This window comes from Brevundimonas sp. ALps5, from assembly GCF_058681645.1.
Genome location: NZ_CM178744.1, coordinates 3,336,430 through 3,352,622 on the forward strand (window position 1 = coordinate 3,336,430; position 16,193 = coordinate 3,352,622).

A 16,193-nucleotide genomic window follows, 5' to 3' on the forward strand; every position below is an offset into this window, starting at 1 on the left:
CCGACGACGAGGGCATAGGCGACCAGAACGACCCCCAGCAGGATCGCCCCGGCGCGCAGCCACCAGTTCAGAAACCCGCTGCGCGCCAGATCACAGCGCCTTCACGATGCCCTCGACCATCTTCTTGGCGTCGGCGAACAGCATCATGGTGTTGTCGCGGAAGAAGAGCTCGTTCTCGACGCCGGCGTAGCCCGCCGCCATTCCGCGCTTGATGAACAGGACGGTGCCGGCCTTTTCGACGTCGAGGATGGGCATGCCGAAGATGGGCGACTTGGGGTCGGTCTTGGCGGCCGGGTTGGTGACGTCGTTGGCGCCGATGACGAAGGCGACGTCGGCGGTGGCGAACTCGGCGTTGATGTCCTCCAGCTCGAACACCTCGTCATAGGGGACATTGGCCTCGGCCAGCAGGACGTTCATGTGGCCCGGCATCCGGCCCGCGACGGGGTGGATGGCGTATTTCACCTCGACGCCCTCTTCCTTCAGCTTGTCGGCCATTTCGCGGAGCGCATGCTGGGCCTGGGCCACGGCCATGCCGTAGCCGGGGACGATGATGACCTTGGAGGCGTTCTTCATGATGAAGGCGGCGTCGTCGGCCGAGCCCTGCTTGACCGGACGGGTCTCGACGCGCTGCTCGCCGGCCGGGCCGCTGTCGCCGCCGAAGCCGCCCAGGATGACCGAGATGAAGCTGCGGTTCATGCCCTTGCACATGATGTAGGACAGGATCGCGCCCGAGGAGCCGACCAGGGCGCCGGTGATGATCAGGGCGATGTTCTCCAGCGTGAAGCCGAGCGCCGCGGCGGCCCAGCCGGAATAGGAGTTCAGCATCGAGACCACGACGGGCATGTCGGCGCCGCCGATGGGGATGATCAGGGTCGCGCCCAGCACCAGGCTGAGGGCGAAGATGCCCCAGAAGGCCCAGGTGGCGGTTCCGCCCGACATCACCATCGCGCCGATCATGATGCCGAGCACCAGGGCCAGGGCGATGTTGATCAGGTGCCGTGCGGGCAGGATGATCGGGGCGCCCGACATGTTGCCGTTCAGCTTGGCGAAGGCGATGACCGAGCCGGTGAAGGTGATGGCGCCGATGGCGACGCCGAGGCTGAGTTCGATGATCGACTGGACCTTGATCCCGCCCATGCCGTCACTGATGCCGAAGGCTTCGGGCGCATAGACGGCGCCGACCGCGACCAGACAGGCGGCCATGCCGACGAGGCTGTGGAAGGCCGCGACCAACTGGGGCATGTCGGTCATCTTGACCCGGCCCGCAATCAGGGCCCCGCCGCCGCCGCCCACGACCACGCCCCCGGCCAGCAGGGCCAGGGTCAGCGGATCCAGCGCCCCGGTGAAGCCGAGGGTCAGCAGGGTCACGGCGACGGCGATGGCCATCCCGACCATGCCCATCGTATTGCCCTGACGGCTGGTCTCCGGACTGGAGAGGCCACGCAGGCTGAGAATGAAAAGAACGCCTGCGACCAGATAGGCCAGCGCCGCTATGGATGCGTTCATCGCAGTCCCCCGAAGTCTCTTGTTGGTCTTGTCGTTTGAAGCTGGATCATCAGAACACCTGCGCCCGGGCCGGTCGGGCCGGGTCGTTCGTGCCTGCGGAGACGGTGCGCGCGCCCTGACGGGCCAGGCCGAGGCCGATCGGGCCGGGGCCGTCGGTCAGGGTCAGGACGCAGCGGCCGTCAGGACCGGGCAGCCGCCCCTGATCGCGCCCCTGACCCGTCTGTGTGAAGCCGTTGGTCCAGTGGTGCAGGTCGTACTGGCTGGCCCTGTAGGTCACGGGGGCGAACCGGCAGGCCAGCGTCCATTTTGTCCCGGCGGGGGCGGCGACCGCCCAGCGCAGGCCGTCGAACGGCGGTCCCGGCACATCGGTGTCCAGCGAGGCCTGGGCCAGTGCAGAGGTCGCCAGCAGGCCGGGCAGTGTGGTCGCGATGGAAACGGCCAGCGCCCTCATCACTCGTAGTCCCCCGGGCAGGCCGTCCGCGCCAGCCGCCACAGGGCCGCGGCGATGAACAGGGGCGACAGGAAAACCCAGGTCCAGTCCAGGGCGTTCATCGGCCGCTCCTGGGCCACGACACGCACGAGGATGGACGAGAAGACCAGCACCACGCCGCAATCCAGAAAGCGCAGCTTGCGGATGGCGTTGGCCTCGCGGAAGAAGCTCCACCCCCACAGGCCCAGCCCCAGCCCCGTGGCGATCCACGAGACCAGATTGGCCAGATGTGCGGGGGAAAGGGTCATCTCAGGTACGCGTCCCGTCGGCGCGGACCGGACGACGCCACAGGCGCAGCCCCGTCTGGGCCGTGAGCGCGATCAGCGCGAGGCTGCCCGCGACCCAGACCCATTCCTGATTGGCGTAGCCGTCAACGCCCCGCCACACCCAGAGCGCGATTGTGGCCGGGATAACGACCAGTAGCAGGCCGCGCTCCAGCAGGCGGCGTCGCGCCGACGACAGGGAGCCGCTGAGCACGATCAGGCCGACGACCAGCATCAGGCTGAGCGGGATCAGGGCCGTGAGGATCCAGGTGGCGTTCATCAGCCGGCCTTGGCCTCAGCGGCGGGCTTCGGGCGTTCCTTCTTCTTGTACATGGCCAGCATGCGTCGGGTGACCATGAAGCCGCCGAAGATGTTGACGCTGGCCAGGGTCACGGCCGCGACGCCCGCACCCTTGGCGATCCACGGCGTGGCGCCGGTGTCCCCGGCGGTCGCCGCCGCCGCGATCAGGCCGCCGACGACGATGACGCTGGAAATGGCGTTGGTCACGGCCATCAGCGGCGTGTGCAGGGCCGGGGTCACCGACCAGACCACATAGTAGCCGACGAAGATCGCCAGCACGAAGATGGCCAGTCGGAAGACGGTGGGATCGACGTGTTCCATGGTTCAGTTCCTCACTGGGTTACGCGTGAGACAAGACGGGCGTCGCAGAAGATATCGCCCGTATGCCAAGCGGTCATCGGTTCCTGACAGGAGCCCAGCACGACCGTGACGCCGTCTCCGGGAGCCAGGGACCGCGTCCCGGGATCGGTCCAGTTGACCTGAATCCATCGTCCCCGCACAGGAGACGTCTCCGGGGAGAGGACCGGCACGAAGCAGAAGGCGGTATCGGTCACCACAAAGGGCTGTCGCAAACGCGTCCCGTTGGGATGCCGCGATTCAACGTAGCGGAACTCGCCCTCGACGGTGTCGCCGTCCTTGAGGCAGGGCGCCGGCGTCGCGGTCTGGGCCATGGCGGCGAGAGCGAGGGCGATCATGTCCCGGCGCTCCTCTGCGCCAGCCGGGCATCGATGCTGAGCAGTACGAGAAGCATGCCGCCGATGCCGACACTCAAGGTGAGGAACATGACCGTTGCCGGCAGGAGTGTGACTGCGCCCTTCACGGGACCGCCCGGCATGAAGGGGATGGCCAGACACATCACAGCCGTGCCGATCAGGCCGGCGCCGATCAGCACCCAGCTGACAACGCTGAGAAAGCGGGACTGGGCGGGTTTCACCCCTTGACCCCTTCATGCACCACGGCGCCGCCGTTGGTGACGACCGACGCCTTGAGGATTTCGTCTTCCAGATCAAGGCCCAGCGCGCTGTCCTTGAGGAACAGCCCGACGAAGGCCACGAGGTTCTTGGCGTAGAGGCTGGAGGCGTCCGAGGCGATGCGGCCGGGCAGGTTGGCGATGCCGACGATCTGGGCGCCGTTGGGGGTGACCACGGTCTCGCCGACCTTGGCGCCCTCGACATTGCCGCCGGCCTCGACGGCAAGGTCGATCAGGACCGAGCCCGGCTTCATCGTGCCGACCTGTTCGGCGGTGACCAGCACCGGCGCCGCGCGGCCCGGGATCAGGGCCGTGGTGATGACGATGTCCTGCTTCCTGATGTGCTCGCCGACCAGAACGGCCTGTTTGGCCTGGTATTCCGCCGACATCGGCTTGGCGTAGCCGCCGGCCGTCTGGGCGTTTTTGAACTCCTCGTCCTCGACGGCGAGGAATTTCGCGCCCAGCGATTCGACCTGTTCCTTGGTGGCCGGGCGGACGTCGGTGGCGGTGACCACGGCGCCGAGACGCCGCGCCGTGGCGATGGCCTGCAGACCCGCGACGCCGACGCCCATGACGAAGACCTTGGCCGGGGCGACCGTGCCCGCCGCCGTCATCATCATCGGGAAGCCGCGTCCATAGGCGGCCGCCGCCTCGATCACCGCGCGATAGCCGGCGAGGTTGGCCTGGGACGACAGGGCGTCCATGACCTGGGCCCGGGTGATGCGGGGCACGAACTCCATGGCGAAAGCGGTGGCGTTCGCTCCGGCCAGGGCCGCGACCGTGTCCTTCTCGCGATAGGCGTCGAGCAGGGCGACGACGATGGCGCCGGGCTTGAGGGCGCTGATCTCCTGCGCCGTCGGGCCGCGCACCTTCAAAACGACGTCGGCGCCTTCCAGCACCGCGCGGGTGTCGGGCTTCACCACCGCGCCGGCGGCGACGTATTCGGCGTCGGGGAAGGACGACCCGGCGCCCGTGCCCGCCTCGACGGTCACGGTCGCGCCAAGGGCGACGAATTTCTTCACGGTCTCGGGTGTGACGGCGCAGCGCGTTTCGCCTTCACGGCGTTCGCGGGTCACGGCAATGGCGACGGCCAAACGAATCTCCCCAAGTCTTGTTCTTGGAAATCACGTTAGGCTGGAATGGATTGGTCCGTCAAAGCGCGAAAAGCCGCTTCCGTTGCGAAAGGCGTGCGCGAAACCCGATTTGACCGGCAGGACTTGCCAACTGAACGGGGCGTTTGGCGGGCCTCAGTGGGCCTTCTTCGAACCCGACTTCAGCCAGAAGGCGCCGACGGCGAACAGGGCCACACAGAGGAAGAGGCCGAGGAGGATGTTGCCGCCCGGACGGAAGGCCATGACCAGGCCCAGCAGCAGGGCGGCGATGCCCAGCGAGCCCCAGCTGAACATGGTCTGGACCAGTTTCCAGGTCGCGGCCTGTTCGCCGATGGCCATGCTGCCGCGCTGATAGTCGTCAGCGCCGTGGGCGTCGTGGTGCGGGTCGGCCATGAGGTCTCAATCCGAAAGAGTCGGTGGTTTCCGACTTATAGCGCGGCTTGCGCCGGGCTCAAGCCACAGTCTCTTTTGGCTCAGAAGGTCGCCTCGAACTGATCGACCAGCCGCTCCAGCCGGCCGCAGCCGATGGTCCAGAAGGCCGGGTCGCGGGGGTTCAGGCCGAAGGGCTTGAGCGCCTCGTCATAGGTGCGGGTCCCGCCGCCGGCGAGGAGCTCGCGGTACAGGGGCGTGAAGGCCTGCGGGTCCTTGCGCCGCGTCTCCATCAGGGCCGCCACCAGCAGGTCGCCGAAGGCATAGGCATAGACGTAGAAGGGCGAGTGGACGAAGTGGCTGACGTAGGACCACCAGTGCTCATAGCCGGGGTTCAGGGTCACCGCCGGGCCGAGCGACGCGCCCATCTCCTCCAGCCAGATCTGGCCGATGCGTTCGGCCGGGACCTCGCCGGAGGCGCGTTCGTCGTGGAAACGGGTCTCGAAGCGGTGGAAGGCGATCTGGCGCACGACCGTGTTCAGCCCGTCCTCGATCCGCCCGGCCAGCAGGCCGCGCTGCTCGGCTTTCGGCGCGGTCGCCAGCAGGCGATCAAAGGTCAGGCCCTCGGCGAAGATGGAGGCGGTCTCGGCCAGGGTCAGGGGCGTGTCGGCCAGAAGCGTGCCCTTGTCCGCCGCCAGTGTCTGGTGGATGCCGTGACCCAGCTCATGGGCCAGGGTCAGGACGTCTCGCCGCTCGCCCATCCAGTTCAGGAAGACATAGGGGTGGCGGTCGGCGGTGACCGGGTGGGCATAGGCGCCGGACTGCTTGCCCGGGCGGGCGCGGCCGTCGATCCACGGATTGTCGAAGAAGCGGTTGGCCCGGTCGGCGAACTCGGGCCCCAGATCGCCGAAGCTGTCCAGCACCATCGCCTTGCCCTGAAGCCAGTCGAAACCGCGCGGGGCTGACGTATCAAGCGGGGCGTTGCGGTCCCACTGGTCCAGCGCCGTCTTGCCCATGGCCCTGGCCTTGAGGGCGTAATAGCGGTGCGACAGCTTGGGGTAGGCGGCGGCGACAGCCTCGGCCATCGCATCGACCGCCTCGCCGTGGACCTCATTGGCCAGGTGGCGGCCGTCGGCGGGGCGTTTGAAGCCGCGCCATTTGTCCTCGAGCGCCTTGTCGGCGGCGATGGTGTTCATGACCAGGGCCATGGTCGAGGTGCGGGCGCCGAGCGCCTCGCTCAAACCTTCCGCCGCGGCCTTGCGCCGCGCCGCCTTGGGATCGGACAGCCGGTTCAGGGCCTCGGCCAGGGTCAGCTTCTCCTTGCCGACATCCGCACGCAACGCGGCCAGGGTCTCGTCGAACAGCCGGCTCCACTGGGCCGAGATCGGGCCGTGCTCGGCGAGGTAGGTCTCAAGCTCCTGCGAGAGCTCGTGCGGCTTCATCGCCCGCACCCTCCGCAGCCACGGCCGCCAGTTCGCGGCGCCCGCATCGGCGAGAAGGGCGGCCTCGATCTCGGCGTCCTCCAGCTGGTTGATCTCCAGCGTCAGCCAGACCGTAGGGGTGGCGATGGCGGTCATCTTCTCGCGGATATCGGCCTCGAAGCCGTTGGCCTCGGCGTCGTCGCGCGCCGTCGAGGCGGCGAGGAAGGCGTAGGCGCCCAGACCGCCGAGCGCATCGGTCGCCCGCTCATAGAGGCCGATCGCCTTGTCCAGCAGGCCGCCCAGCGCTTTCGGTTCGGCGCGGGCCGCGACCAGCGTCCCCTGCAGGGCGTTCAGCTCCGCCACGGCGGCCCGGCCCTTGTCGAGGTCGGCGGCGATGCGCGTGTCCTGCCGCGAGGAATAAAGGTCCGACAGGTCCCACAGCGGGGCTTCGGTCGAGGGGGCGGCGGGCGTCTTGAAGGGGGCGTTCATGGCCCTTGTTGTGATATCGCGACCGGCCCGGCGCAAGGGCGGGGGCGCTGGAAGCGCAAGGTCCGTTAGCCGCCAGACGACCGTGCGCGGGCGGTCGATGACAGGGTTCCAATCCACGGAGACACCCGATGACCTATCAGATCCAGCCCCTTTCGCTGGCGTCGTTCGCGCCGCTGTTCGCACTGTCCGACGTCGAGCTGGCCGTGGTCGGCGCCCGCCGATGGACCGACGATCTCGGCGGCCGGGCGCCGTGCCGGGTCAGTCTTCAGGACGCGGAGGCGGGCGACCGGCTGATCCTGGCCAATCACGCCCATCTCGCGGACCCGACCTCGCCCTATCGCGCCGCCGGGCCGATCTTCGTGCGCGAGGCGGCGACGGAGGCGGTTCTCGATCCGGATCAGGCGCCCGGGATGCTGACCCGGCGGCCGCTGTCGATCCGGATCTATGATGTGGCCAATATGATGCTCGAGGGCGAGGTCATCGCCGGCGCCGATCTCGACGTGCGGCTGCGGCACTGGTTCGCCCACCCGAAGACCGAGCAGGTCCACATCCATTTCGCTCCGCGAGGCTGTTACCTGGCCCGGGCGGTGCGCGCCGACTGAGGGCTCAGGCGGCCATCCGCCACAGCAGGCTGTCATCGGTGGCGTCGGAGAAGCTGCGGGCCTCGTCCCACAGGGCGTCCTCGTCCGTGTAGCGGGCGCTGGCCGAGGCGGAGATGACGTCAATGACCTGTTCCTCCAGCCGATCCCAGATGATGGCCAGGTCGCCGCAGCCCTCGGCCTCGCACGGGACGATCATGTAGCGGCTGGCGTTAACGGCGGTGTGGGGAGCGAAGCGGGCCATGGTCGTTTCCTTTGAGCGTTGCCTTCAAGGCGGTGTCTGAGGGGCGGTGTCTTGCCGATGATGGACAATGCGACGGCGTTGCGCCAAAATCGGACGTATCGTTCAGGAGGCCCGCGATGCGACACGACAAGGCGATGATGGTCATCGAGCTGGCCCGGCGCATGGCGGCCTCGGCAGAGGGGCTGACGCTGGACGAGATGGCGCGCGAGAGCGGGGTCGGGCGGCGCACGGCCGAGCGGCTGCGCGACGCGGTCCTGATGCTGTTTCCGGCGGTGGAGGAGGTCAGCGATCCGCCGACCAAGCGCTGGCGCATTCGCGGTGGGCTGTCGGCCTTCGAACAGGCTCCGACGACGACCGAGCTGGTCGAGCTGACCAAGGCGGCGCAGGGCCTCAGGGCGACGGGGGAGGCGGGCCGGGCGGTCGCGCTGGAAGGCCTTGAGCGCAAGCTGAAGTCGGCGATGCGCTCGACGACGCTGAACCGGCTGGCGCCCGATCTGGAGGCCCTGGTCCGTGCCGAGACCATCGCGGTCCAGGCGGGGCCGCGCCCCTCTGCGGACGAGAGCGTGCTGGCGACCATTCGTGGCGCGGTGCTGGCCCAGCAGCCGTTGGGCTTCACCTATGCGCGGCCGGGCGCCGAGCCGCGCCGGCGCAGCGTCGCCCCGTGCGGCGTGATGTTCGGCCGCGCCAACTATCTGGTCGCGGCGGACCGGGAAAGCGGGCGCATCCAGACCTTCCGTCTGGACCGGATGAGCGCGGTGGAAGCCCAGGACGGCGTCGCCCCGCCGCCCGCCGACTTCGACCTGGCCGTCTTCGCCAGCCAGTCCTTCGGCATCTATCAGGACGAGATCGAGGAGGTGGTGCTGCGCGTCTCGCCCGCCGGGGCCGCGGAGGCCCGGTCATGGCGCTGGCATCCGACCCAGACGATCGGGGACCAGCCGGACGGCGGCGTCATCGTCCGCTTCCGCGCCTCCGGCATGCGCGAACTGGCCTGGCACCTGTTCACCTGGGGCGAGCAGGTCACCATCCTGGGGCCGCAGCGGCTGAAGGCGACCATGGCCGGGGAACTCGCGGCGGCCCAACGGGCTTTGGAAGCCGCGCCCTGATCCGCCGTCCCGTTTCGGCCTTCGGGATTAGCAAAGCTTAAGGTGACGGTTCGCAAGCGCGCCGGTATCCGCGATCTCGACCCCGGAGGCCCCATGCGATCCATCGCCGCTCTCTCTGCCCTGATGCTCCTGACGGCCAGCTGTGCGGTGGCCGAGCCCGCAGCCGCGCCCCCCGCCCAGGGGATGATCTCCGGCCCGGTGAAGGCCTCGGTCCTGCGCGACGGCGACCGCTGGACGGTCGACTATCAGTTTAACGACAGCGCGCCGGTCTGGGTCTTCCAGCGCTCGGCCCTGTTGCGCGTCGGCCGCCAGCCGTGGCGGCCGCAGTGGTGGTCGGTGGAGACGCCGGGCGTCGTGCTGGAGCGTCAGGGCCGCTACGACATTTTGCGCACGGCGAACGGCGGCCCGGTGCCGCGCGACGTCCGTATCGTCATGCATCCGCGCGCCGGGGACCTGGAGGCCGACTACGATCCGGCCCTGATCTTCACTGACGGAACGGTGGCGCTCTATTCGGGCCAGTTCGATGTCATGCCCATGGCCTCGGTCGAGGCCGTCCGCGCCCTGCCTTTGGATCTGAACGGCGTCGACCTGCCCAACAGCGACCCGGCCGAGGTGCGCTGGCAGGACAAGGCCGGCCCCGTCCTGTTCAAGGGCGAACGGGTGGAGGCCCCCGTCGCGGCCAAGGCCGACACCTATGTCCTGTTCGGCGAGGCCAGCATCCGCCAGAGCCCCGGCGTGACCACGGTCATCGACCCCGGCCTGCCGCACTGGCTGGGCGAGGAGCTGGGCCGGTTCACCCCGCAGGTGATGGATGTCTACGAGAAGCGGCTGGGCGAGAGCCGCGGCGGTCTCCCGACCCTGATGGTCAGCTGGACCGGCCCCACCGAACATGTCTCCAGCATGGGCGGCAGCGTCCTGCCGGGGCTGATTTCGATGAATTTCGAAGGGGAGGGGGTGCTCGACCCCGACGCCGCCGCCCTGTCGCGCGCCCGCTGGTTCATCGGGCATGAGAGCGCCCACTTCTGGCTGGGCTCCAACGGGCTGAAGTATCAGTTCGCGCGCGAGGCCTGGATCACCGAGGGCGGCGCCGACCTGATGGCCGTGCGCGCCATCCAGTCCATCGATCCGACCTATAACGCCCGCGCCGAGCTGCAGCGCGAGGTCGACGACTGTGTGCGTCTGGCCGCCGGCAAGCCCATCGCCACGGCGGGCGAGCGCGGCGACAACCGCGCCTACTACGCCTGCGGCGCCGTCTGGAGCATGGCCTATGAGGCGGCGCGCAAGGCCCGGCGCGGCGGCGACTTCATCGATGTGGTGTCCGATTTCCAGCGCGACTACGGCGACGACGGCATCCTGACCCGCGAGGAATGGCTGACCGGCCTGACCCGCGTCGCCCGCGATCCTTCACTGCGGCTCAGCATCGAACAGATGCTGGACCAGGGCGTCGCCGACCCGACCGTCCCGATCGGCCGCCTGTTCGATCGCACGGGCGTGGCCTACCGGCTGGTGGACGGGAAGATCGTGCTGAGCTAGGCGCCCGAGAACGGGTACGGACTCACCGACTTGGACCAGTCGTCCACCGTCAGGGGGCGGTCGACCGGCGGGGCGGCGCGTTCGGCGCAGGGGTGGCGGTGGCACAGGCGGCAGGCCGGGCCGATGGGGGTGACCTCGGGGTTCTGCAGGTCGAGACCGCGGGCGTAGATCAGCCGGTGGGCGTGGCGCAGCTCACAGCCCAGACCGACGGCGAGGTCGGCGCCCTCGGAGAAGGCGTCATGGCCCTGACGATCCACTGTCCGGGCCAGGGTGAACCAGCGACCGCCCGGTTTGCCGTCCTGCGGCGGGGTCTCGATGATCTGGGTGATGATCCGGCCTGGGGTACGGAAGGCCGAGTGCAGCCGCCAGCGCGGACAGGCGCCGCCGAAGCGCGAAAAGGGAAAGCCCGCGGCCGCATAGCGTTTCGAAATATTGCCCGCCTGATCAACCCGCATCAGGAAGAAGGGCACGCCCCGCGCGGTGGGCCGTGACAGGGTCGTCAGTCGGTGCGCCGCCTGTTCAAAGCCGACGCCGAACCGGGCTTGAAGCCGGGCGAGGTCATAGCCGGTCTCCTCCGCCGCCTTCTGGAACGGGCCGTAGGGCATCAGGACGGCGGCGGTCAGGGTGTTGGTCAGGGAGACCTTGAGCAGGTCGCGGCTGACGGCGTCGGGCATGTCGGCGGCGTCGGCGATCGCGGCGAGTTCGGCCTCATGCTCGGCCAGCACCAGCTGATAGACGACGGCGAAGGCGCGCGAGGCGGGGCCAAGGGTCTCGGACACCAGCAGGCGGCGCCGGTGCGGATCGAAGCGGCGGGTCCATTCGACCATGACCTCGGCCGGCATGACCTTGACCGTCAGATTGTGCCGCTCGGCCAGACGGGCGCGGGCCAGGATCTCGACGCTGTCGCCGGTCGCATTGGCGGTCAGGGCGGCGTGCAGGGCCTCACCGAGCGTATCCAGTTCCGGAAAGTGGTTTTGACGCGCCTGAATCCAGTCGCGAACCCGGTCGGCCGGGGTGTCCTCCAGCCCGGCTCCGCCGCGCTCGGCCTCGACGCGGTCGCGGGCGCGGCGGTCGGCGAAGGCGCGGTAGAGGCGCAGCATGGCGTCGGCGGCGGCGGGCGCCTCATCGGCCAGCTGCAGGATTTCGTGGCGCGGCACGCTGAGGCCCTGGAACAGGGGATCGGCCAGCAGCTCGGTCAGTTCGGCCTCGGAGGCGTGGCCGTCCGGCGAGTTCAGCCGACGCAGGTCGACGTCATAGGTGTCGGCCAGACGCAGCAGCAGCTGGGCCGAAACGGGCCTCTGATTGCGCTCGATATGGTTCAGATAGCTGGGGGAGACGCCGAGGTCGGCGGCCATGGCTGTCTGGGTCAGGGCGAGCTCGCGCCGCAGCCGTTTCAGCCGGCCGCCGAGGAAGAGTTTGTGATCGACGGCGGCGTCCATCCGCAAAGAATGTCACATCGTGACCGAAAGGCAAGAGTCACATTATGACAAGATGACTTAGCTTTCGGCTTTCTGTCGGTATCAATATGACTTCCGGCGTGTTGATGTGGGGTCAGGACAGCGGGCCTTCCGCTGTCGCAATGGAGACCCGCCATGGAACCGCTCAGCCGCCCCCAGGCCATCATCGACTTCTGTCTGGCCCCGCTGGACCTCGATCCATCCGCGACGGGCGCCGAGGAGACGCGCCGCCGCCTGGAGCATGTGATCAAGACCTTCCAGTCCAAGCTGGCCAAGGCCTCCAGCCCGATCAGCGTCGACTTCTCGAACATGCCCTCGCAGGTCATCAACGAGGCCGCCCACGGCTACGAATAGGCGGGCGGGGAGGGCGTGGGGCCTGTCTAGGCGGCCAGCGCCCTCTGCTGCTCGGCCAGATCGCCGACCAGCTCCAGCAGTTCCATGGCGTTGAACGGCTTGGCCAGGTGGCGATCGGCGCCGGCGGCCTGACCGGCGGCGACATGTTCGGCCAGGGCGTTGGCGGTCAGCATGACGATCGGCGTGCGGCCCAGGCCCATCGCCGCCTCATGCAGGCGGATTTCCCGCGTGGCGGTCAGCCCGTCCATGACGGGCATCTGCATGTCCATCAGCACCAGATCATAGGCCGCCCCACGATAGGCGGCGACGGCCTGGGCGCCGTCCTCGACCGAGGTCATGTCGACGGGCGCCTGGGCCAGGATCAGTTCGACGACGCGGCGGTTGGTCGGGTGGTCATCGGCCAGCAGCACCCGAATGCGGTGCGGCTCCAGGTCCTCGACCTCGGTCTCGGCGATGACGGCAGCAGCGGGCTCCTGCGCCTCGATCATCGGCAGGGTCAGGATGAAGGCCGAACCACCGCCGGGCTCGCTTTCGCAGTCCAGATCGCCGCCCATCATCTCGGCCAGCTGGCGGCAGATCGCCAGCCCCAGCCCGGTGCCGCCGAAGCGGCGCGTGATCGTGCCGTCGGCTTGTTCGAAGCGGGTGAAGAGGCGGTCGCGCGCCTCGGCGTCGAAGCCGACGCCAGTGTCCTCGACGGTGAACCGCAGCACGGCCGAACCGTCGGGACACAAGCCTCGCCCGGCGGTCAGGCTGACGAAACCCTGATCCGTGAACTTGACGGCGTTGGAGACCAGATTGGTCAGGATCTGCTTGACCCGGACCACATCGCCCCGGACCCAGCCCGAGGCCTCCGGTTCGATGTCGACGAAGAAGGACAGGCCCTTGTCGGCGGCGCCGGCGGCATAGAGCTGGGCGGCTTCGCGCACGGCGCGGCCCAGGTCGAAGGCTTCGTCGGCGATCTCCATCCGGCCGGATTCGACGCGGGCCAGATCCAGAATGTCGCTGAGCAGGGTCTGCAGGGTGTGACCCGAGGACTGGATCAACTCCAGCATCTCGGTCTGTTCGGCGGTCAGTTCGGTGCGGGCCAGCGCCTGGGTCAGGCCGATGACGCCGTTCAGGGGCGTGCGGATCTCATGGCTCATATTGGCCAGGAACTCGGACTTGGCGCGGTTGGCGGCCTCGGCGGCGTCGCGGGCGTCGGACAGGGCTCGGGCGTCGCGCTTCAGGTCGGTGATGTCGTTGCAGACCGTGACCATGCCGCCGGCGGCGGTGCGGCGGTCCTGGACCCGCAGCCAGCGGTCGTCCTCGACGTGCTGCTCAAGGGTGCTGGACAGGAGCTTGCGGGCCGCCAGACGCTCGGCGATCCAGCGCTCCTCCTTACCCTCGGCCTCGGTATAGCGGCCGGCGGCGACGCCGATGCGGATGATCTCCTCGAAGGACATGCCGACGCGCAGGGCGGCGGCGATCTCGGGATTCACCTCGGCGTAGCGGGCGTTCCATACCACCAGCCGTTCGTCGGCGTCGTAGAAGGCCAGGCCGTCGGGCATGGCGTCGACCGCCTCGCGGATCTGGCCCAGGGCGGTGTTGCGCGACCAGGCGGCGATGCCGCCGACGAAGGCGGCCAGGCCCGTGATGACGGCGATCCCGGTCGCCAGCCAGATGAGCAGGGTCTTCTGGGTCATGCCGCCGTGCAGGACGACGGTCGGGTCGGGCACGATGTCGACGGCGATCATGGAGCCGAAATGCAGGGCGCCGACGGTCAGAACGGCGAGAGCTGTCACGGCCGGCAGGCGCCACCATGCCCTGGATTGGGGCACCAGGGCCGTGAGCACGCCCAGGCCCAGGGCGATCACCACGGCCACGACCGAGAGCAGAGGGTGGTAGACGGTGCGGGCGCCCTCGAAGGCTACGGCCGCGAAGCCGACGAAATGCATGGCCACGATCGAGGAGGTGGCGGCTAGGGCGCCGAGCAGGCGCCGGACCCGGCGGCGACCACCCCGGCCGAGCGCCACGCAGGTGGCCAGGCCGATCACGGCGAGGGCGAGCGAGAGGAAGGTTCCGGCGGCGCCGTAGCGGACCGCCGCGCCGGGATGGAAGCCGACCATGGCGATGAAGTGCGTCGACCAGATCGACAGGGCCAGCACCAGGGCGCCGGTCACGCTGTACAGCCTCTGGGCCTTGGGGGCGGCGGCTCGACCCATGCCGATCAGCATGATGGCGGTCCCGATTCCGCCGGCGCAGACCAGCGCGGCCAGCAGCACGAAGCGCCAGTCGTGTTGGACGGTCAGACAGTCGATGATGCGATGCACCGGTTCGGATTTCCCCTTCAGTGGCCCCAGCTTCACCGGAACAGGTAAAGAAACCGCCCCCCGGATCGCATTTTTCGCCTTGTGACGGCCGTCGTCATCCGGCCGTGTCAGGACAATGCTAGGACTCGACGAATCAGGCCCTCCGGCTGACCCGCCGCCTTCGCGAGATCCTCGACGCATGTCCTTTGACCAGTCCCCTTCGCCCGTCGCGCCCATGGCGTCGTCGCGGCTGTGGACGACCGGGACGACCGGCGGACTGGCGGTGGTGGTCATTCTGATCTTCGCGGCCTTCCGCACCGAACTGGCGCCCTGGCTGATCGGCCTGGCCCTGATCGTCGCGGCGGCCACATGGTTCGCGAGCCGGCGTGTGGATGGACCCGCCGGCGCGACATCGCCGGGCGTCGAGACCATGCCGAACTCGATTGCGGCGGCCGGCCCGCTTCTGGACAACGTCTTTGAGGCGCTTAACGACCCGGTTCTGATCGTCAGCGGCGGAGAGGCCGACGATATCGCGGGCCGTCGGGTCCTGATGGCGAACGAGGCCGCCCGTGACCTGCTGCGGATTCCGCGCGAGGGGGCGCTGCTGGTCTCGGTCATGCGCGACCCCGGGGTGCTCGAGGCGGTGGACGAGGCGCTGTTCGGCGGCGTCACCAAGACCACCGACTATTCCGCCGGCGGATCGCGCGCGCGGCACTGGCGCGCCTGGGTCCGGCCCCTGCCGTCGCCGCGCGAGGCTCCCATGGCCATCCTGGCCCTGCGCGACGAGACCGATGTGCGGCGCATGGAGATGATGCGCGTCGACTTCCTGGCCAACGCGAGCCACGAGCTGCGCACGCCGCTGGCCTCGCTCAGCGGCTTCATCGAGACGCTGAAGGGGCACGCCAAGGACGACCCGGTCGCGCGCGACCGCTTCCTCGACATCATGGCCACCCAGGCCGAACGAATGAGCCGGCTGGTCGCCGACCTCCTGTCGCTGAGCCGGATCGAGCTGAACGAACACATCCCGCCGTCGGGGCGCGTCGACCTGTCGCGGGCGGCGTCGGACGTGGTCGATGCGGTCAGCGTCCTGTCGCAGGAGCGCGGCGTGGTCGTCACCCTCCAGTCCGAGGGCGGCAAGATCAACATCGACGGCGACCGTGACGAGATCATTCAGGTGATCCAGAATCTGGTCGACAACGGCATCAAATATTCGACGGCCGGCCAATCGGTGGAGATCGTCATCCGCCGCGACCTGAACATCGACGCCGCGCCCGGGCCGCGCACCGACGGCCTGACCCGCCTGCCGCTGCTGACGCCCGACCGGGAGGCCGGGGTCCTCTATGCCGCCGTGACCGTGCGCGACCACGGTCCGGGCATCGCCCGCGAGCATCTGCCGCGCCTGACCGAGCGGTTCTATCGCGTCGAGGGCCAGAAGAGCGGGGGAGAGCGCCCCGGCACCGGCCTGGGTCTCGCCATCGTCAAACATATCGTCAACCGCCATCGCGGCGGCCTGACCGTGGTCAGCGCTCCCGGCGAGGGCGCGGCGTTCAGCGCCTATTTCCCCATGTCCGCGGTCCGTCCCGAGACGTCCGACGTGATCTGAATCCGGCGCGAAATCCGGGGGACCTGCGCCGTTACAGAAGTGTCATAAGTCCGTCGTAATCCGCTTGCCAATAAAAGGCAGTTTCCCGGCTC

18 protein-coding genes are annotated in these 16,193 nt (G+C 69.0%); 5 read left to right on the forward strand and 13 right to left on the reverse strand.

Annotated features, from left to right (window positions below; all coding sequences use genetic code 11):
• Window positions 1-90: 90 nt before the first annotated feature.
• The 10 genes from ACW172_RS15760 to ACW172_RS15805 all read right to left on the reverse strand — a co-directional run bounded on the left by ACW172_RS15760 (window position 91) and on the right by ACW172_RS15805 (window position 6,920).
• Entirely contained in the window at window positions 91-1,506 is a 1,416-nt protein-coding gene (locus ACW172_RS15760) for an NAD(P)(+) transhydrogenase (Re/Si-specific) subunit beta (protein ID WP_492032383.1), read from the reverse strand.
• A 49-nt stretch (window positions 1,507-1,555) separates the two neighbouring features.
• A complete protein-coding gene (locus tag ACW172_RS15765) occupies window positions 1,556-1,957 on the reverse strand; it encodes a hypothetical protein (protein ID WP_492032384.1) in 402 nt (133 codons plus the stop codon).
• On the reverse strand, window positions 1,957-2,244 hold the full coding sequence (locus ACW172_RS15770) for a hypothetical protein (RefSeq protein ID WP_492032385.1): 288 nt from the start codon (window positions 2,242-2,244) through the stop codon (window positions 1,957-1,959). The genes ACW172_RS15765 and ACW172_RS15770 overlap by 1 nt, the downstream gene beginning before the upstream one ends.
• A gap of 1 nt (window position 2,245) precedes the next feature.
• Complete coding sequence (locus tag ACW172_RS15775; protein ID WP_492032386.1) at window positions 2,246-2,539, reverse strand: hypothetical protein; 294 nt, start codon at window positions 2,537-2,539, stop codon at window positions 2,246-2,248.
• Window positions 2,539-2,880 (reverse strand): NAD(P) transhydrogenase subunit alpha part 2, encoded by a 342-nt coding sequence (locus tag ACW172_RS15780; RefSeq protein ID WP_492032387.1) that lies wholly within the window; start codon window positions 2,878-2,880, stop codon window positions 2,539-2,541. Before ACW172_RS15780 ends, ACW172_RS15775 begins: the two co-directional genes overlap by 1 nt.
• 11 nt (window positions 2,881-2,891) lie before the next feature.
• Window positions 2,892-3,254: a hypothetical protein gene (locus tag ACW172_RS15785; protein ID WP_492032388.1), complete on the reverse strand. Its 363-nt coding sequence runs from the start codon at window positions 3,252-3,254 to the stop codon at window positions 2,892-2,894.
• Entirely contained in the window at window positions 3,251-3,493 is a 243-nt protein-coding gene (locus ACW172_RS15790; protein ID WP_492032389.1) for a hypothetical protein, read from the reverse strand. The genes ACW172_RS15785 and ACW172_RS15790 overlap by 4 nt, the downstream gene beginning before the upstream one ends.
• Entirely contained in the window at window positions 3,490-4,623 is a 1,134-nt protein-coding gene (locus ACW172_RS15795; RefSeq protein ID WP_492032390.1) for a Re/Si-specific NAD(P)(+) transhydrogenase subunit alpha, read from the reverse strand. Before ACW172_RS15795 ends, ACW172_RS15790 begins: the two co-directional genes overlap by 4 nt.
• A gap of 153 nt (window positions 4,624-4,776) precedes the next feature.
• Entirely contained in the window at window positions 4,777-5,034 is a 258-nt protein-coding gene (locus ACW172_RS15800) for an aa3-type cytochrome c oxidase subunit IV (RefSeq protein ID WP_492032391.1), read from the reverse strand.
• A gap of 80 nt (window positions 5,035-5,114) precedes the next feature.
• Window positions 5,115-6,920 carry a M3 family oligoendopeptidase gene (locus ACW172_RS15805; RefSeq protein ID WP_492032392.1) on the reverse strand — a complete coding sequence of 602 codons (1,806 nt, stop codon included), beginning with the start codon at window positions 6,918-6,920 and terminating at the stop codon, window positions 5,115-5,117.
• A gap of 128 nt (window positions 6,921-7,048) precedes the next feature.
• Here ACW172_RS15805 and ACW172_RS15810 point away from each other — a divergent pair, with 128 nt between their 5' ends.
• On the forward strand, window positions 7,049-7,522 hold the full coding sequence (locus ACW172_RS15810) for a DUF1203 domain-containing protein (protein WP_492032393.1): 474 nt from the start codon (window positions 7,049-7,051) through the stop codon (window positions 7,520-7,522).
• 4 nt (window positions 7,523-7,526) lie between these two features.
• Here the strand turns inward: ACW172_RS15810 and ACW172_RS15815 are convergent, their stop codons facing one another.
• Window positions 7,527-7,763, reverse strand: coding sequence for a hypothetical protein (locus tag ACW172_RS15815; RefSeq protein WP_492032394.1), 237 nt, complete (start codon window positions 7,761-7,763; stop codon window positions 7,527-7,529).
• A gap of 116 nt (window positions 7,764-7,879) precedes the next feature.
• Here ACW172_RS15815 and ACW172_RS15820 point away from each other — a divergent pair, with 116 nt between their 5' ends.
• Together ACW172_RS15820 and ACW172_RS15825 are read left to right on the forward strand one after the other, a co-directional pair.
• On the forward strand, window positions 7,880-8,866 hold the full coding sequence (locus ACW172_RS15820) for a helix-turn-helix transcriptional regulator (protein ID WP_492032395.1): 987 nt from the start codon (window positions 7,880-7,882) through the stop codon (window positions 8,864-8,866).
• Window positions 8,867-8,959: 93 nt separating this feature from the next.
• On the forward strand, window positions 8,960-10,399 hold the full coding sequence (locus ACW172_RS15825) for a hypothetical protein (protein ID WP_492032396.1): 1,440 nt from the start codon (window positions 8,960-8,962) through the stop codon (window positions 10,397-10,399).
• Here ACW172_RS15825 and ACW172_RS15830 read toward each other — a convergent pair.
• Window positions 10,396-11,838, reverse strand: coding sequence for a helix-turn-helix domain-containing protein (locus tag ACW172_RS15830; RefSeq protein WP_492032397.1), 1,443 nt, complete (start codon window positions 11,836-11,838; stop codon window positions 10,396-10,398). The genes ACW172_RS15825 and ACW172_RS15830 overlap by 4 nt on opposite strands.
• Window positions 11,839-11,991: 153 nt before the next feature.
• Between ACW172_RS15830 and ACW172_RS15835 the strand changes: the two genes are divergently transcribed.
• Window positions 11,992-12,210, forward strand: a complete 219-nt coding sequence (locus ACW172_RS15835) for a hypothetical protein (protein ID WP_207932315.1) — start codon at window positions 11,992-11,994, stop codon at window positions 12,208-12,210.
• 26 nt (window positions 12,211-12,236) lie between these two features.
• Here ACW172_RS15835 and ACW172_RS15840 read toward each other — a convergent pair whose 3' ends face one another.
• A complete protein-coding gene (locus ACW172_RS15840; protein WP_492032398.1) occupies window positions 12,237-14,519 on the reverse strand; it encodes an ATP-binding protein in 2,283 nt (760 codons plus the stop codon).
• A 178-nt stretch (window positions 14,520-14,697) separates the two neighbouring features.
• Between ACW172_RS15840 and ACW172_RS15845 the strand changes: the two genes are divergently transcribed.
• Complete coding sequence (locus ACW172_RS15845; RefSeq protein WP_492032399.1) at window positions 14,698-16,101, forward strand: sensor histidine kinase; 1,404 nt, start codon at window positions 14,698-14,700, stop codon at window positions 16,099-16,101.
• Window positions 16,102-16,193 lie beyond the last annotated feature (92 nt).

Coding starts and splice junctions, on each gene's coding strand:
- ACW172_RS15760 (WP_492032383.1), bottom strand. CDS start 1,506: ATGAACGCATCCATAGCGGCGCTGGCCTATCTGGTCGCAGGCGTTCTT.
- ACW172_RS15765 (WP_492032384.1), bottom strand. CDS start 1,957: ATGAGGGCGCTGGCCGTTTCCATCGCGACCACACTGCCCGGCCTGCTG.
- ACW172_RS15770 (WP_492032385.1), bottom strand. CDS start 2,244: ATGACCCTTTCCCCCGCACATCTGGCCAATCTGGTCTCGTGGATCGCC.
- ACW172_RS15775 (WP_492032386.1), bottom strand. CDS start 2,539: ATGAACGCCACCTGGATCCTCACGGCCCTGATCCCGCTCAGCCTGATG.
- ACW172_RS15780 (WP_492032387.1), bottom strand. CDS start 2,880: ATGGAACACGTCGATCCCACCGTCTTCCGACTGGCCATCTTCGTGCTG.
- ACW172_RS15785 (WP_492032388.1), bottom strand. CDS start 3,254: ATGATCGCCCTCGCTCTCGCCGCCATGGCCCAGACCGCGACGCCGGCG.
- ACW172_RS15800 (WP_492032391.1), bottom strand. CDS start 5,034: ATGGCCGACCCGCACCACGACGCCCACGGCGCTGACGACTATCAGCGC.
- ACW172_RS15805 (WP_492032392.1), bottom strand. CDS start 6,920: ATGAACGCCCCCTTCAAGACGCCCGCCGCCCCCTCGACCGAAGCCCCG.
- ACW172_RS15810 (WP_492032393.1), top strand. CDS start 7,049: ATGACCTATCAGATCCAGCCCCTTTCGCTGGCGTCGTTCGCGCCGCTG.
- ACW172_RS15815 (WP_492032394.1), bottom strand. CDS start 7,763: ATGGCCCGCTTCGCTCCCCACACCGCCGTTAACGCCAGCCGCTACATG.
- ACW172_RS15820 (WP_492032395.1), top strand. CDS start 7,880: ATGCGACACGACAAGGCGATGATGGTCATCGAGCTGGCCCGGCGCATG.
- ACW172_RS15825 (WP_492032396.1), top strand. CDS start 8,960: ATGCGATCCATCGCCGCTCTCTCTGCCCTGATGCTCCTGACGGCCAGC.
- ACW172_RS15830 (WP_492032397.1), bottom strand. CDS start 11,838: ATGGACGCCGCCGTCGATCACAAACTCTTCCTCGGCGGCCGGCTGAAA.
- ACW172_RS15835 (WP_207932315.1), top strand. CDS start 11,992: ATGGAACCGCTCAGCCGCCCCCAGGCCATCATCGACTTCTGTCTGGCC.
- ACW172_RS15845 (WP_492032399.1), top strand. CDS start 14,698: ATGTCCTTTGACCAGTCCCCTTCGCCCGTCGCGCCCATGGCGTCGTCG.